The organism is Streptomyces sp. NPDC051217 (genome assembly GCF_044455465.1).
Lineage (GTDB): Bacteria > Actinomycetota > Actinomycetes > Streptomycetales > Streptomycetaceae > Streptomyces.
Window position 1 is genome coordinate 82,345 of sequence record NZ_JBITEV010000021.1, and the last position, 14,440, is coordinate 96,784.

A 14,440-nucleotide genomic window follows, 5' to 3' on the forward strand; every position below is an offset into this window, starting at 1 on the left:
AGTGTTGGTACTCGGGCACCGGTACGTATCCGCACACCACGTCAACCTTTCCGTTCCGCGGGGGCGTTGCACGGCAGAGGGCCAGGGCCGACGGATGCTCCTCGTCGGTGATCGCCGCTGGCTCCTCGGTTGTGTGTGTGGGGGGGGCAGGCCGGGCAGGGTTCCGACGTATGACGGGAGGCCGAAAGCACGCTCGCTGAACCGGTGCGGCGCGTATAGCGCGGTGAGGACCGTCGCGGCGGCGATCGCTGTTTCGAGGCATATGAGGGCGACGACGGCGGGCGTGGCGGCGAGCCACAGCCCCACGTGTATGCCGACGGCCGCGCTCATGGCCCTCAACCCGGCTGCCGAGTACCGCTGGGCGGTGCAGGTGATCTCGTGGGCTGGCTGCATGTCACGAGGGGCGCGGGATGTTGATGATGTCTGGAAGGGTGGTCCGGACAGGTTCGGACATGCGCCGTGCCGGTCGCCTGATGGGTCCGGTATGCGCAGTCGCTCGAAGGTAACCGGGTCCCCCGACGGCCTGTTCACGGGTGTGATGGGAGGTCGGCCGCGATGACGCGTCACGAGGGGCCGCACGATGGGGACGCGGCCGAGAAGTTTGCTGCCGCGTTTGGAGGGCTGCTGGCTGCCGCGGATTTCACTCCGGAAAAGCTGTGGAGCGGGGCCGGGTCTTGCGCGCCCAGGCGGAGAAAGGTGGGCCGCTGGGCCGTAGTCCATCAGGGGCAGGTCAGCCCCCGGGGCTGGCGGCGCCTCTCGGATGTCGTGGAATTCCTGTCGTGCTCGCTTCGAGGGCGGCGTCGGCCACCGTGGCCCGAGTATCGGGCAGCGGTGCGAGTGCCCGGCGTCTTGGACCGGCGTCGGCGTGGCCCAGGGTGCGGCTCTTCGTGGATCAAGGTTGGCGTGGTCCCCGGTCGACCACGTGTAACCCGGCATCTCGGATGATGTCCGCGTCGACGTGGAGGAGTTGGACGGGGGAGCGACCGTGCCGGCCTAACCAGTTCTGGCGGCGGTGCTGCTCTTTCTTGCTGAGCTTGGGCCACTGGTCGTAGTGGATCCCTGGCGGGCCTTCGGACCTCTTGCCGGCCCATGCGGGCACCGGCCCGACCGGCCAGGGCCAGCCCGATGTCGGCCACCGCCGGGCGAAGCCGTTGCGTCCGCTGGCCGTGGCGACGAGTCAGCCCCGGTATCTGCTCGACGAACGTGCACCGCCCACAGGAGACATTCGGGCAGATGAACCGCCGGACTCGCAACCGGAGGACCACGCTTCTGCCACCGCTCGGCACATCAGCAGGAAACCGCAGGTAAGAGCCATGAACGCGGTTCGACCACGTCCCGCACAACGGGCATGACGCGCCCGCCGTCGCCCAGCGGACGTCAACGCGCACTATCGCGATGTTCACGTCCAACGACAGCGCCACCACTCCGCCACCGACGGGAACAACAAATCCTTCAGCCGACCCGTAAGGTCATCCAGGGCCCGAACTGTCAGCCCACCCACCCAGCCGAAGAGCCGTTTTCGGGCAACCTCGCAGGCACCTCCCACCACCCCCGCCGTCACTCACCGTGGCCAGACCACACAACCTGAGCCAGAACCAAGACTCGTGAACACTCATCGCTCCAGTGGTCGCTAGCCGCAGCTCAAATTCGTCGACAAACGCGGTCGCTGAACGTGAACGAAGCCAGGCCGTCGACGGTGAGGTCGTGATCAGCCCCGGCCTTGAGCTTGCGCACCGTGTCCGGGTCGAAGGTCCGCTCGGTCCTGGTCTTCACGCTGGACACCGACTCAAGCGTCGCTGCGGAACCTCGTCATGGCTTCGGCCACGGCTCAGGGGCAGATCTGTGGTAAACGACCCTGTCGGGGACGTAGCGGCGCCATTCCCGTTCGGTCAGGGACCGGCCCGCGATCGCGCAGGCCTTGTCGGTGAGGGTGGCGAGGTCATGAAGGCGTCGGTGTCCCACAGCCGTACGGTCCCGTCGTCGCTGCTGGTGGTGAGGGTGTTCCCGTCCGGGGCGAAGAGGGCCGATCGCAGGACGCCAGGGCGCTTCACAACGCGCCTCGAACCCGTACGGCCGCCGGACGGCTGTGCAGGTCAGACCGTGTGGTCAACGGGGGGCGGGGCGCGCTGGCTGTCCCCTGGGAGACCCCTGAGCAGATCTGGAGGAGTTCGACCACCTACCCGACCGCCCTCCGGGCGGTGAGGGTGTTGTGACGCGCCGTGTGCGTTGGGTGGGTTCGCGGGCGTGCGCTGCAGAGCCCCGCCGGTTGGGCCGGCGAGGCTTTCCTGAGAACGGGCGTCAGATCATGAGCAGTAGCCGGGTGTGGGGGACGAGCTTGCGGTTGACGCTCGTGCTTTGGACGAAGATGGTGAAGTCGTCGTTGTGGTCCGGCTTGACGCGGACCTCGGCGGCGGGCAGGCCGAGCAGGGTTCGGGCTGCCGGTCCGGTGTAGACGCGGTCGGTCTTCTTCTCAAGCACCGCGATCTGCTTCTGTGCCTGGACCTTCTCTGACTTGCTGAGCTGGTAGAACGCGCAGCCGGTGCGGTAGGTGTGCCCGCATTCCGTGACCCAGTCCCGGATTCCCGCTTCGCGAGCGACCGGAATCAGCTGGTACTCGGATGGTTTCACTGGGGTGAGGCCAGCTGCTTTTATGGTGTCCTTGTTGACAGCGTCGGCACCGGTGGAGAACACGGCCCGCGACCCGCGGATGCCCTTTGCACGGCCCACCATGAAGTTTTCGGTTGCCTGCTGAATGACCTGCCCAGCCTCCTCCAGACCCTGCGTGCTCGTGGCGTCCCAGATGGCGATGTTGTCCTTGGGGAAGCCGCACTGCATGGCCTCGCGCTTGCCCATCTGGTCCGGCACCAGCACGGCCAGCGTCCAGTTGTCCGCTTGCGTCCGGGCCAGCCTGGCCACGGCCTGGACCAGTTCCCGCGGATCCGAGGTGGGGGCGTCGGGGCAGCGGTGACTTGCGTTTTCCTGTCCGTCGGTCAGGACGAACGTCAGGAAGCTGTGGTCGCCGTAGAGTTGAGCTGTCTGCGCCAGCTCGTTCTGCGACTTCAGCGTGGCTGCGAGCAGAGCCGTCATGCCGCCGGCCCGGTAGAGCTGCTTGAGGGACGGCATCCGCAGCACGTCCTTGTCGTAGACGACGCACTCCACCTTGTTCGCGAAGACGTACACCGTGACGCGGGTTTCCTGGTCCAGTTCCTTCGACCGGCGGGCCAGATAGGCGATCTGCTGGTCGGCGACTTCGATGACCTTGCCGCTCAGGTGTGACATGGACGAACTGGCATCCAGCACAAGAGCAACGTGGTTGATGTAGTTCTGAGTTCCCGACATGAAAAGCTCCCCCTCTTTCCGGTTCGATGCACTGATCGTCTCACCCACCACTGACAATCGATCTTGGTCTGAAGGGGGGGGACAGGCAGCAGGCGACCGGGGTGTCCGGAGCGTTGGCCGGGTTTCCGCGCCGCCGGGGGGAACAGGCGGCGGCGGAAGACGGTGAGCGGCCCCGCCGCGCTCCCACCGTCACCCTCACCTGTCTGAGGGGAACCCGGCGGTGAGGTAGGCCGACAGTTGCCCCGGCGCGTCTTCCTGGAGAAGGTGGCCTGCCCCCTCGATCCAGTGCAGCTCGGCGTGCGGGATGCGCGCGTGCAGCCAACCGGCGTACTTCGGGGGGAGGATGCGGTCCTCACAGCCCCAGATCAGGCGTACGGGAAGCGACATCCCGCTCAGCAGGTGCTCGTACGCGGCGGTGTCCGCCTGCCTGATCTGGCTGTACTGACGGTAGAACGCGGCCTGTCCCGCAGCCCCCCGCCACGGTGTGAGAAACGCGTCGAGGACTTCCGGCCGGAAGCCGACGTGCGTCGCGTGCCGCATGTGGCTGGCAACGAGCGCTTCGTGAGCGTAGTCCGGAAGCTGCTGGAGGACATCCGCGTGCTCCAGAATGAGCCGGAAGAGCCCTCGCTCCCACTCACCGCCGCTCACCGCGTCGAAGAGAGTCAGGTCCCGGTAGCTCCTCTCTTCCAGCAGCAGCGTCCGGAGGGCCACCGCCCCACCGATGTCGTGGGCGACGACGCTGGGGCAGGACAGCTCCCAGTGGTCGAGGAGCCGGGCGAAGTTCCTCCCGTGAGCTGCCAGGCTGAGGTCCTGGCCCTCACGCTGGTCCGACTGGCCGAAGCCGAGATGGTCGAAGACGAAGACCGTGCGGGTGCGGGCGAGCGCTGGAGCGATGTCCCGCCAGAGAAAGGAGGAATACGGGGTGCCGTGCACCAGCACGACCGGGTCTCCGCTGCCGAGGACCCTCCAGCGCACCATCCCCTCGGGCGTCTCGAATTCCTCGCCAAGTGTCCAGTTCACCCTTGGTCTCCTTCTGCGACATGACCAGCAACTTTCACCAAAAGCATGGCCGATCCCGCCCTGGCAAGAGGTCCGGTGCCTCCCGAACTCATCAACTTCACCCCTCCGTGATTCTGGGCGCCTCCCCAACGCCTCGACAAGTGACGTCGCTACCGCGGTTCTGGCTCGCTTTCGGTGAACCGGTCACGGTGGGTCATGCGACGTGGCTGAAAGGCTGTGGTTCTGGTGCGCTTCTGAGGAGAGAAAGTCTCGCGCCGCGGAGGTGACCCGGTCGCGAATGTGCTGCTGGTCCGGAAGTTGACCGTTCGGCAGGTCGAGTGCTCTCGCCAGATCAACGATGGGTTGCAGCGCGTGGGGGTAGTCGAGTTCGGCTGCAGACTCCTGATGATCAGCTTGGCTCCGTGTACGGGATCGAGTCGGCACGCCACGATCTGACCGGTCCACCACTGGGCCGCGGTCCATCGCGCCTTGGCAAGATCGTCCGAGGCCAGCGGCAGCAGACCCAACTCTTCCAGCACAAGGTCGAACAGCTCGCGGGCCTGGGGGTACTCACCACGCGCGAGGCCAGCCAGCAGGGGAAGCGAGGGAGCCTCGATCCCGCGGTGAACTGCTGGGTGAGATGTGGCGACACTGGGCAGCGGGGGACCGGGCGCGGGCGCTGACCGCGATTCCGGACGAGGTCATCGACGACCTGGTCGTGCACGGCACGCCCGACTACTGCCGACGACGCATCTACGACTACGTCCGGCAGGGCGTCACCATCCCGATCATTCTCCCGCTGCCGGTCGGTATGGGCACGCATGAGGCCGCACTGCGCCTGGCGCCGAAGGCCGGAGATATCACCCCGGTGGGGTGACCGCGTAACGATGTCGGTGACATCGGCCGCCGACGCTCGACAGGGCGTTGGCGCCGGACAGTTCCATGCCAGACAAGATCGGTCGAACCAGGTTTGCACCTGTTCCAGGTGACCAACGTCCCTGGTGGAATGTCGCACAGCGGTCAGCCGGACTTGGTGAAGTCCGTGGCGGCGGCCAGCTCGGTGACCACGTCCAACAGGCCGTGCAACGCGGGTGAGGTGTTGCCGGACAACCAGACCATCTCGGTCGGGACGAACTCCCCGGCCAGGGGCACGAACACCACGCCGGTGCGGCGGAGAGTGCTCGCCGACCGAGCCAGTCGCGTCACCCCGACGCCGGCTGCCACAAGGCCGAGCAGGCCTTGCACACTCGCGTCCTGATGGACCACGTCGGGGGTGAACCCGGCCGCACGGAAAGAGCTGTCGAAGGCCCTGTGCCAGGGCTCCCACGAGCTGCGCGGGGTCAATACCCAGCGTTCGTCGGCCAGCTCGCCCAGGGCTAATTCGGCGCGTCCGGCGAGCGGATGCTTCTCCGGCAGAACCGCGCACACCTGTTCGCTGAGCAGCGTTCTGGTCTCCAGACCGTCCACCAGCGGAGGCCGGGTGAACGCGACGTCGTAGCGTCCCTTGAGCAGACCCTCGACCAGTGGCGCGATCGTCGTCTCCTCCGTCGTCAGCTTGAGTCCCGGCAGTCGTTGGCATACGGCCCGGATCACCGGCGGCAGCAGGTAGTTCGCCGTGGTGGTGAGGAAGGCGAGGCGGAGGCTGCCGATCTCGCCGCGCGCGACTCGTGCCACGGCGTCGAAGGTTTCATCGGCTCGGTCCAGTACCGCGCGGGCCTCGGGGACGAACCAGGCACCGACATCGGTCAGTTTGGTACCCCGGGTGCCACGGTCGAAGAGCTTCACGCCCAGCATGCGTTCCAGCAGGGTGATCTGCTGGGACAGCGACTGCTGGCTGATCATGAGCCGCTCGGCTGCCCGCGTGAGATTGGACTCCTCGGCGACGGCGACGAAATACCTCAGCTGCCGAAGATCAGGAGCCACAGGAATAGCCTACCGCCCCAACAAGTAGACGGTGTTGGACGGCGTTGGTGTGCCAGGACGTCTGAGATGAGCGGGCCCGCCGACACCGGCGGGTCGGCGAAGGTCCCGAAAGGACTTGACATGGTTCCTGTACAGCTGAATTTTCGTTTTCATTGCAGGATTGGCCGGGTACTTGACCTATCGGGCAAGTACCCGGCCGCATTGGCCAGTGGCTGATTGTTTGGCAGTCACCCTACAGTCGGGGGCGTCTGCCCCAGGTCAAGAAGTGACAGGTGATTCCCTCAGAAACAGGCCCTGTTGATGGTCTCTCGGGCGTTCAGAAGCGTTTGCTGCAGGGTCCCCGTGCTGATGAGCGCAAGCTGTGTGATGTGCTGCACGATTCCCGCGGCGTCGCTCGGGCTTCCCGTCCACTTGTTCACGAAGCCCTGGTCTCGTTCGAACTGGAGGTACTTGTTGAGTTCGTCCTGGCAGGACGCGGCGGCCGACTTGACGCTTACGTGATGCCCGGGCGTCGCGGGGGTAGCCGAAGCGGGTACAGAGAGAACCGCGACCGCCGCTGCCGACATCAGGCAGATTCCAGCGAGACGTGTCTTCTTGAACATTTACCGTTCCTCTCGTAGTTATATCAATCCCGCATATGAGGGTGTGTCGTTTACTCCCAGGCTTAATTCTTGACCGTGGCGGAGCGCATGAGGCAAACACACCATCAACTGCTCTGGATCTACTGAGGAATTATGTCGGTGCGCGAGAGAGAAGATCAAACAAAATCTACCTGTAGCGGCTACAGGTAGATGCTGTGACCGGCGGCAGCCTGACGCTCCGCCGGTTCACAGCCCGATGCCCTGGGTGACGACGTCTTCCGATGGACGCCCTGCCCCTGAACCGCCACGACTGGCCCGGCGACTGGAACTTCACTCTCCGCCCCGAGGCGTATGCGTCGAGAGCGGACTCAGTCGGTGAGATTTGTGGAGGTCGCGAGGGCGCGCCACTGTGCCAGCTCCTTGGCGACGAAGCCGAGTTTCGTCTCCATGGCGGCGACCGAGTCGGTGCCGAGGGGAATGCGCAGCGGTGGGTTGTCGGACTCGGCCACGTCGAGGATGGCCACTGCGGCCTTCACCGGGTCGCCGGGCTGGGCGTGGTTGACACGGCGTGCGGTGTCCCGCATCCGGCCCGACGTCTCCGCGTAGTCCTCGATCACCCGCTCGACCGTCGACAGGCTGCTGCCGTCGAGGAAGTCGGTGCGGAAGTAACCCGGCTCCACGATGGTCACCTTGATGCCGAGCGGTGCGAGTTCGATGGCCATGGCCTCGGAGATGCCTTCCAGGGCGAACTTGGTGGAACAATAGACTCCCCAGCCCTCCGACGAGGTGAAGCCGCCCACGGAGCTGATGTTGATCACACGGCCGGAGCGCTGGGCGCGCATCACGGGCAGGATGCCGCGCTGGACGTTGAGCACACCGAAGACGTTCGTCTCGTATACGGCGCGTACCGCGTCGGCGTCCGCCTCCTCGACGGCGCCGAGAAGGCCACGTCCGGCATTGTTGACCAGTACGTCGACAGTGCCGAACCGGTCTTTTGCCTGCTCGACGGCGGCACCCACCTGGTCCTCGTCGGTCACGTCCAGCGAGACCGGGAGCAGCGCGTCACCGGCGTCCGGGAAACGGTCGCGCACACGGTCCGCCGAGCGGGCGGTTGCCACGACCTGGTGCCCGCGGGACAACGCCTCGCGGACGATCTCGGCGCCGAAACCGCGAGAGGAACCGGTCACGAAGTAGACGGCCATGATCCGTCTCCTTTCAGATCTTCAAAAGGTTGGATGGTCACCATTTTGTGCGTGTTTTCGATGGAACGGTCGGTGTCGACAAGAGGGCCTGCTCGCGGTGGAAAGCGACAACGCAGAGTCACGCCCTGGGACCGCCGACAGCAGCATCCGCCTGAGAGCCGTTGCTTGCTGTCGGCGGGGCCCGAGGGGTCTGGTGCCGCCGTGTTCAGGAAGCGTTGAGCGTGGTGATGACCTTTTCGGCGAGGGCCTTGCTGGAGCCGGGGTTCTGTCCGGTGATGAGGTTGCCGTCGACGACGACGTTCGACTCCCAGGCGTTCGCGGCTGATCGCACCACGGCGCCGCGGGCCCGCAGGACGCTCTCCACCAGCCACGGGGCGTGGTCGGCGGTGCCGTTGAGGCGTTCCTCCTCGTTGGTGAAGACGGTCAGGTTCCTGCCCTCGAAGAGCCATCCGCCGCCGGGCCGGTTGGCTGTCAGCAGCGCGGCGGGGCCGTGGCACAGCGGTGCGATGATCTTGCCCGCGGTGTCGAACTCGGTGAGGACGCGGCCGAGGTCGGGGTCGTGGGCCAGGTCCTCCATAGGGCCGTGGCCACCGGGGATGAAGACGGCGTCGTAGGCCGCCGTGTCGACCTCGGACAGCGGCTTGGGAGCGGCCAGTTCACCGGCGTTCCTGTCGATGTACGCCGCGTACTCGGGTGCCTCCGGGCCGGCGGCCTCGGGGCGAAGACTCACGGGATCGGGAGTCGGCCGGCCTTCTACCGGGGCGGCGATGTCGACGGTGAAACCGGCATCCGTCAGCAGACGGTGCGGAACGGCGAACTCCTCCGCCCAGTACCCGCTCGGCTCCTTCGTGCCGTCCGCACCGGTCCACTGGTCGGCGCCCGACAACACCATCAGAATCCTGGTCATACCAATTCCTACTTTCGTGACAAGAGTACGGGCCGGCTCATTACGGGAGACCTGCTACTTCCTGTGCGAGCCCGGAACGGCCCGCCCCCGATCTGCACCGGAAGCAGCGGCCCTTCCTGTCACCACTTCACCACCGTCCCGACTGCTACGGAGCTTGATAGGTGGCCCTGAACTGCGGGGGAATCCGATGCCTAGGACGCAGCGTCCCACTCTCACCGGAAACCGAACGATGCATCCGAGGCAGAATGGGCTCATGCCTCACAACGTCGATCTCAGTGAGTTCCTGCGCAGCCGGCGCGCTCGGATCGCCCCTGAGTCGGTCGGTCTGCCGGAGCGTGGCGCCTACCGGCGCGTGCCGGGGCTGCGCCGCGAAGAAGTGGCCCAGCTCGCCGGAGTGTCCACCGATTACTACACGCGTCTGGAGCAGGGCCGGCCGATCACGCCTTCCGGAAGTGTGCTGGACGCGATCGCTACAGCGCTCCAGCTGGACGCGTCGGAACGCTCACACCTGCTTGACCTCATCCGCGGCAGGACCGCCGGGGCACGGCGCCCGGCGCCAACGGTGCAGAAGGTGCGTCCCGGGCTCCGGCGGCTCCTGGACTCCTACACCGACCATGCCGCGTTCGTGCTGGGGCTGCGTACCGACGTACTGGCCACCAACCACCTGTGCAGAGTGCTCATCGCGGACTTCGACGCCATGCCCCACCGGGAACGGAACCTGACCCGGTGGATGATCCTCAACGAGGACGCCCGCGAGCTCAACACCGACTGGGAACGCATCGCCGCCGAGGCCACCGCCATGCTTCGTCTCGACGCCGGACGCTACCCGGAAGACACACGTACCGCCGAGTTGGTGGGCGAACTCACGATGAAAAGCGAGCCGTTCCGCCGCTGGTGGGCGGACCACAAGGTGCTGGTGCGCACCTTCGGACAGAAAAGGCTCCACCACCCGCAGGTCGGTGACCTGACCATCGACTACCAGGCATTCACCATGCCCGGCCAGGACGACCAGACCCTGTTCGTCTACCTCCCGGCACAGGACCGGCAGTCTCAGGAAGCCTGGAACCTCCTCGCGAGCTGGAACGCCGATCCCTCTCCCGCCGAACGCAGGAGCCATTCTGGATGGGTGGCAGAGTCCGCGCCCACCCCCGATGCCAAGCGGGACTGACCGCCCGGTTGCCGGCCCGATTACGAGGCCGATGTCTGGGTGCGCTGTGCCTCAAGGGCGATCACGGTGTCGAGGGTGGTGTCCGGGAGAGCGTCATCGGGTGCGCCGAGGTGGCGGGAGATCAGCACGCCGGTATGCAGCATATGGGCCAGGACCATGGGACGGCGGTCAGGGGCCAGGCGACCTCGGGGGGCGCTGATATGCACCGCGGCGGTCACGGTACGGCTGGCGTCGATGATGGGTGTAGCGAGCCCGATGATGCCTTCGACGCTCTCACCGTCGCTGATGCTGTAGGCACCGTCGCGGATGGCAGCGAACTCGGTCCGCAGTCGGTCGCGGTTGGTCAGTGTGAACGGCGTGAACTGTTCCAGTCGGGAGGCGCCCAACGCGCGGCTTTCCAGGTCGGGGTTGTAGGCGGCGATGAGCTTCCCAACAGCCGAGCCGTGCAAGGGACGGCCGCCGCCGAGCTGTATGACCACGGATAGCAGCTGGGACGCCTCATACCGGTCGGCGTAGACGACGTCCTCGCCGCTGCGGACGGCGAGGTAGACGTTCTCGTTGAGTTGTTCGCATAGTTCGACCAGATACGGGCGCGCAACATGTCGCAACTTCACGGAATCCACAATGGACAAAGCGAGACCGATCGATCGCGGCCCCAGGGTGTAGGTGCGGGGACTGGCAAGTCGCACGGCGCCGATGTCGACCAACGCTTGGAGCAGGTCATGGGTGCTGCTCATGGGCAGCCGGAGGTCGTCGCTGAGGTGTTTGATGCTGCGGCCGTCGTGGTGATGTGCGAGGTAGTCGAGCACCGCCAAAGCGCGATCGATCCGAGCAGGGTTCACGACCCGACCTCCCCTTCCGTCCACAAGGTCACCGACCTCCATCCATCACTCCGTATTTGCGTATCATGCTTCGCATATACGGATCCGCGAGTCTCGCGACCTCCGAGGATGATGGTACCGCCGCTCCGGGACGGTTGAAGGAAGGTTATACGTGCTGGATGCGACAATATGGCTCGGGGCCTCCGTCGGGAGACTGCTGGGGGACCTTGGCGCCGATGTCGCCAAACTCGAAACACCCGACGGAACTGCGGATCGACGGCGGGGTTACCCCTTGCCTGGTGGGACCAGCGCCTGGTGGGCGTTCTCCGAGGCCGGCAAGCGCGGCATCGTGCTGGATCCCCACGAGGAGGACTGTGCCGATCGGCCGGTGGACTTGCTGGCTGAGGCCCGGGTGTTGATCACCAGCGAAGGACCGGCGCTGCGGCGGCGTGGGCTGGCTCCGGAGGCGATCCGGGCCCGGTACCCCGGCCTGGTACACGTGTCGGTCAGCCTGCATGGGTTGGACGGCCCGTATGCGGACCGGCCGGTGCTCGTGGGCGGGAGGCACCGGACTCCTGTGGGCAGGTAGGGGGGAGGTTCACTTGTCCGTGCCGGACGACGGTCCCGCCCGTCGAGGTCGCCTGCCGCATCGTCATCCTCGAAGACCAACTCGTTGATGCCCAGGGCATCAGGAACAATGTCCCAGCAGCGCCGAGGGCGCTGCGCGTTGGGGCCGAACTCCCAATCAGTGACGTGGAACCTACCGTGCTGGCGGTGATGCCGGTCGCGCCTGGCCCCATGGGGATCATCCCGTTCACCACGCAGCGCGCCGTGTGGCCGTTGGAGGCGTTCTACGTGCACGACGACACGGCCTTGGTGGAGATGCTGACTGCGCTTCTGCCGCCACGAGCGCCGCAGTAGAAGTGCAGTTGCTGACCACACCGGAGGCTCGTGCTGACGACCGGGCGGTGTCGGGCGGGGTTGGGCACTCTCGGGGTGCCGTCCGGTGACCCGTTGAGCACGGCGGTTGTCATCTTGAGTCGGCTCGTCCCCGACCCGCCTCAAGGCTGCCTCCTCGGCGCACAGGTACGGGTCCTCGGGACGGTCCTGCAACCGCGGCCCGCATCAACCACGCCGCCGCAGCCACGCGTCGACTCCCGTCGACCGGCGTACACGTGATCTGACCGGCGGCCGCCTCGTCATGCCCCTGCTCGTGCCCGCAGGTCCGGCCCTGCGTCTGGCGGGATCCTCCGAACGTGTGGGCCTGTCCGCGGTGACCTGGTCGGCAAGTACCCGGCCGGGGACAGAAGCTGTTTCCCGTGCCGTCACACGGTGGCGGTGGGGGGAGGGAAGAGCGACAACCTCGCCCCACCGCGCGGCTGCATGACGGCCCAGGGTGCCCTGGCGTGGTTCAGGACGCTGACCCGCGCGCCATGAGTTGGCGGCGATAGGGCCGGGGGTGAAGTGGGCCCCCGCGAGAGAGGCTGCGGCAGCCGAGCGCCGCCGGCGAACTCCCCGCGGGGGCTGATCCCCAGCTCCTCGCCCGCAACTTCACCACGATCCACCAGGGGATAGCCGTGAAGGCCGCCGACGTCGCGACACGCGAGCAGTTGCACGAGATCGTCGACGTCGCCACGACTGTGTGGCCGCGACCGGTCACCGTCGGACCGCTCCGAGCGATCGTACGCCCCGCCCGGCACACGTCAGTGGGTGAGTACAGCCAGTTCCCGCCACTGGGGCAGCGGGATGTCGGAGTCCGATCCAACTACGTGCAGACAGACGTGATCGGCGCCGGCCTGATGGTGTGCGCGGACGCGCGTACCGATGTCGTCAACGTCACCCCAAGCGACAACACCGTCGATAAGACGGTCGCTGCCGCCATTGGCCAGATCCTCCTCGGTGAATCCCTGCCGGAGCAGGCTTCTCGCGTAGTGGTCCATCTGCAGGAACGCGCCGAGAAAGTCCCGAGCGGCGGCACGCGCCTTGCCGGGGTCGCTCTCCAGTACAACAGCCTGATAAGGGGCCAGGAGAGGACCGTCGCCGAGTTGCTTCCTGGCCGCGCTCGAGTACTCCGGGGTAACCATGAAGGGATGCACGCCCGCGGTGCGCTGTCCCGCCATTTGGGTCATCTTGGGTCCGAGTGCGGCCATGACGCGTTCGTCTTCCGGCACAGGGACCGGCGCCTGGTCGAGCGTGTCCAGGTAGGCGCCCATGTCCGCCAACGGGCGGTAGGCGTGTCCTGCGGCCCGGGCGGCCGCAGGGTCGCTCACACCGAGGCCGAGAAGCAGCCGTCGATCGTAATCACTCTGCAGCCGTGCGTGTCCGGCGGCCATCTCCTCGGCCTGGTGCCGCCAGATGCTGAGTACGCCGATGGCCACCTTTGTCCTGCTGGTGGCACGCAGCAGACGTTCCGAGTCGCCGAGGATGTCGCCGCCGCCCAGTCCCGGAATCCACAGGGCTCCCCAGCCCAGTTCGTCCAGCTCTGCCGCAGTGTCCGTGATCACCGCGGGATCCGCCATCCGCAACTCGATGCTCCAGAGCCCGGTCAGTCCCAACTGCATTGCATGTCCCGTCTGTGATGAATGGTCTCGTGGCCGAATCAGGCGTCGCCGAGAGGCGAGCCGCATTACTTCTCCGGCGGGGCCAGGGTCGCTGCGAGCGTCCGACCCCCACCGCTTATCCACCGGCGTGACTGTCGTGCCGGGGGTCGGATCTGGTTGCGCCCCCTGTCGACGACAATGTCGGTGCCGGTGGTGAAAACGCTCTGGGCTGAGGCGAGGGGATTGCCGCATCGGCGATCCCCCGCGGGTAGGCGATGCGCGCAAGGGCGTGTTTCAGAAGTCCCGTCTGGCCCACGGCGCCTGGCACGCACGCTCTCCTCCCGTAGCCCTTCGGGCACGGGAGGAGCCCCCTGCGTTGTCGAAAGTCATCCACGTACGTCCAGTACGAGCATGATTTTTTCCGCCTTGCGATCGCACGCACCAGACGCCGTGGGCCCCGCCCTGCGGGCGGACGACGCTACTTCTGGGAAAGCGTGCCGGGCCGCCGGGTAGCTCTTGAGCCGGGGGGCCTGCTGCGCAGCGGCGAGACCGATTCCAGTGGTGTCACCCCTGACGATGACCGATCAGGCGCGGGGCGGGCGGGGCCTCGGCGAGAGGTCGCAGCAGTCGCGTGACGTCGTTGCGGTCTTCGCCGGTCAGCTACACCGCGAGCGGGATGCCCTGTCCGTCGACGAGGACGTGGTGCTTGCTGACCGGCCGTGCTCGGTCGACCGGGCTGAACAAACAGAATCCCGCACAGAGCCTGCCGGTCAGAAATCCTCGACCGCCCCGTGACCAGCTTCGGATCCGGATCCGGCAACAACGGCTCGACCAGTGACCACAGCTCGTCCGACACGATCCACGGACGCGATTCCCTCTTGCCCACGAACAGACCAACCAGAACCTGAGCCGGCGGCCACACCGGAAACTGCTGTCGTGTGCAGCTCGACGAAGTGACGA

The 14,440-nt window shown here is 66.6% G+C and carries 15 protein-coding genes and 1 pseudogene; 4 read left to right on the plus strand and 12 right to left on the minus strand.

Translation table 11 applies throughout. From position 1 onward, the window contains the following. Positions 1–719: 719 nt before the first annotated feature. From ACIBBB_RS33275 to ACIBBB_RS33295, 5 genes are all read right to left on the minus strand, one after another. Positions 720–1,424 carry a transposase family protein gene (locus tag ACIBBB_RS33275; protein ID WP_398988668.1) on the minus strand — a complete coding sequence of 235 codons (705 nt, stop codon included), beginning with the start codon at positions 1,422–1,424 and terminating at the stop codon, positions 720–722. A gap of 217 nt (positions 1,425–1,641) precedes the next feature. Further along, the gene (locus ACIBBB_RS33280; protein ID WP_398988670.1) at positions 1,642–1,782 is read right to left on the minus strand and encodes a hypothetical protein; all 141 of its coding nucleotides are present in this window, start codon (positions 1,780–1,782) and stop codon (positions 1,642–1,644) included. A 107-nt stretch (positions 1,783–1,889) separates the two neighbouring features. Beyond that, the gene (locus ACIBBB_RS33285) at positions 1,890–2,051 is read right to left on the minus strand and encodes a WD40 repeat domain-containing protein (RefSeq protein WP_398988672.1); all 162 of its coding nucleotides are present in this window, start codon (positions 2,049–2,051) and stop codon (positions 1,890–1,892) included. A 247-nt stretch (positions 2,052–2,298) separates the two neighbouring features. Next, complete coding sequence (locus ACIBBB_RS33290) at positions 2,299–3,339, minus strand: vWA domain-containing protein (RefSeq protein WP_398988757.1); 1,041 nt, start codon at positions 3,337–3,339, stop codon at positions 2,299–2,301. 195 nt (positions 3,340–3,534) lie between these two features. Next, positions 3,535–4,359 carry an alpha/beta fold hydrolase gene (locus ACIBBB_RS33295; RefSeq protein ID WP_398988674.1) on the minus strand — a complete coding sequence of 275 codons (825 nt, stop codon included), beginning with the start codon at positions 4,357–4,359 and terminating at the stop codon, positions 3,535–3,537. A gap of 460 nt (positions 4,360–4,819) precedes the next feature. Between ACIBBB_RS33295 and ACIBBB_RS33300 the strand changes: the two genes are divergently transcribed. Further along, on the plus strand, positions 4,820–5,215 hold the full coding sequence (locus ACIBBB_RS33300; protein WP_398988759.1) for an LLM class flavin-dependent oxidoreductase: 396 nt from the start codon (positions 4,820–4,822) through the stop codon (positions 5,213–5,215). Between the two features lie 143 nt (positions 5,216–5,358). On the opposite strand, the gene ACIBBB_RS33305 is transcribed toward ACIBBB_RS33300, so the two are convergent. From ACIBBB_RS33305 to ACIBBB_RS33320, 4 genes are all read right to left on the minus strand, one after another. Continuing rightward, on the minus strand, positions 5,359–6,261 hold the full coding sequence (locus ACIBBB_RS33305) for a LysR substrate-binding domain-containing protein (RefSeq protein ID WP_398988676.1): 903 nt from the start codon (positions 6,259–6,261) through the stop codon (positions 5,359–5,361). A gap of 281 nt (positions 6,262–6,542) precedes the next feature. After that, entirely contained in the window at positions 6,543–6,863 is a 321-nt protein-coding gene (locus tag ACIBBB_RS33310) for a hypothetical protein (protein WP_398988678.1), read from the minus strand. A gap of 347 nt (positions 6,864–7,210) precedes the next feature. Continuing rightward, complete coding sequence (locus ACIBBB_RS33315) at positions 7,211–8,044, minus strand: oxidoreductase (RefSeq protein WP_398988680.1); 834 nt, start codon at positions 8,042–8,044, stop codon at positions 7,211–7,213. Between the two features lie 205 nt (positions 8,045–8,249). Then, the gene (locus tag ACIBBB_RS33320) at positions 8,250–8,951 is read right to left on the minus strand and encodes a type 1 glutamine amidotransferase domain-containing protein (RefSeq protein WP_398988683.1); all 702 of its coding nucleotides are present in this window, start codon (positions 8,949–8,951) and stop codon (positions 8,250–8,252) included. 253 nt (positions 8,952–9,204) lie between these two features. Here ACIBBB_RS33320 and ACIBBB_RS33325 point away from each other — a divergent pair, with 253 nt between their 5' ends. After that, on the plus strand, positions 9,205–10,119 hold the full coding sequence (locus ACIBBB_RS33325; protein ID WP_398988685.1) for a helix-turn-helix transcriptional regulator: 915 nt from the start codon (positions 9,205–9,207) through the stop codon (positions 10,117–10,119). Between the two features lie 20 nt (positions 10,120–10,139). Here the strand turns inward: ACIBBB_RS33325 and ACIBBB_RS33330 are convergent, their stop codons facing one another. Beyond that, on the minus strand, positions 10,140–11,003 hold the full coding sequence (locus ACIBBB_RS33330) for an IclR family transcriptional regulator (RefSeq protein WP_398988687.1): 864 nt from the start codon (positions 11,001–11,003) through the stop codon (positions 10,140–10,142). 109 nt (positions 11,004–11,112) lie between these two features. Here ACIBBB_RS33330 and ACIBBB_RS33335 point away from each other — a divergent pair, with 109 nt between their 5' ends. Continuing rightward, the gene (locus ACIBBB_RS33335; RefSeq protein WP_398988689.1) at positions 11,113–11,529 is read left to right on the plus strand and encodes a CoA transferase; all 417 of its coding nucleotides are present in this window, start codon (positions 11,113–11,115) and stop codon (positions 11,527–11,529) included. 164 nt (positions 11,530–11,693) lie between these two features. Continuing rightward, positions 11,694–11,861: a hypothetical protein gene (locus ACIBBB_RS33340; RefSeq protein WP_398988691.1), complete on the plus strand. Its 168-nt coding sequence runs from the start codon at positions 11,694–11,696 to the stop codon at positions 11,859–11,861. A 782-nt stretch (positions 11,862–12,643) separates the two neighbouring features. On the opposite strand, the gene ACIBBB_RS33345 is transcribed toward ACIBBB_RS33340, so the two are convergent. Together ACIBBB_RS33345 and ACIBBB_RS33350 are read right to left on the minus strand one after the other, a co-directional pair. Next, positions 12,644–13,501, minus strand: a complete 858-nt coding sequence (locus ACIBBB_RS33345; RefSeq protein WP_398988693.1) for a TIGR03620 family F420-dependent LLM class oxidoreductase — start codon at positions 13,499–13,501, stop codon at positions 12,644–12,646. 567 nt (positions 13,502–14,068) lie between these two features. Next, positions 14,069–14,366: pseudogene (locus ACIBBB_RS33350) on the minus strand (IS5/IS1182 family transposase); the annotation flags it as partial. Between the last annotated feature and the right edge of the window lie 74 nt (positions 14,367–14,440).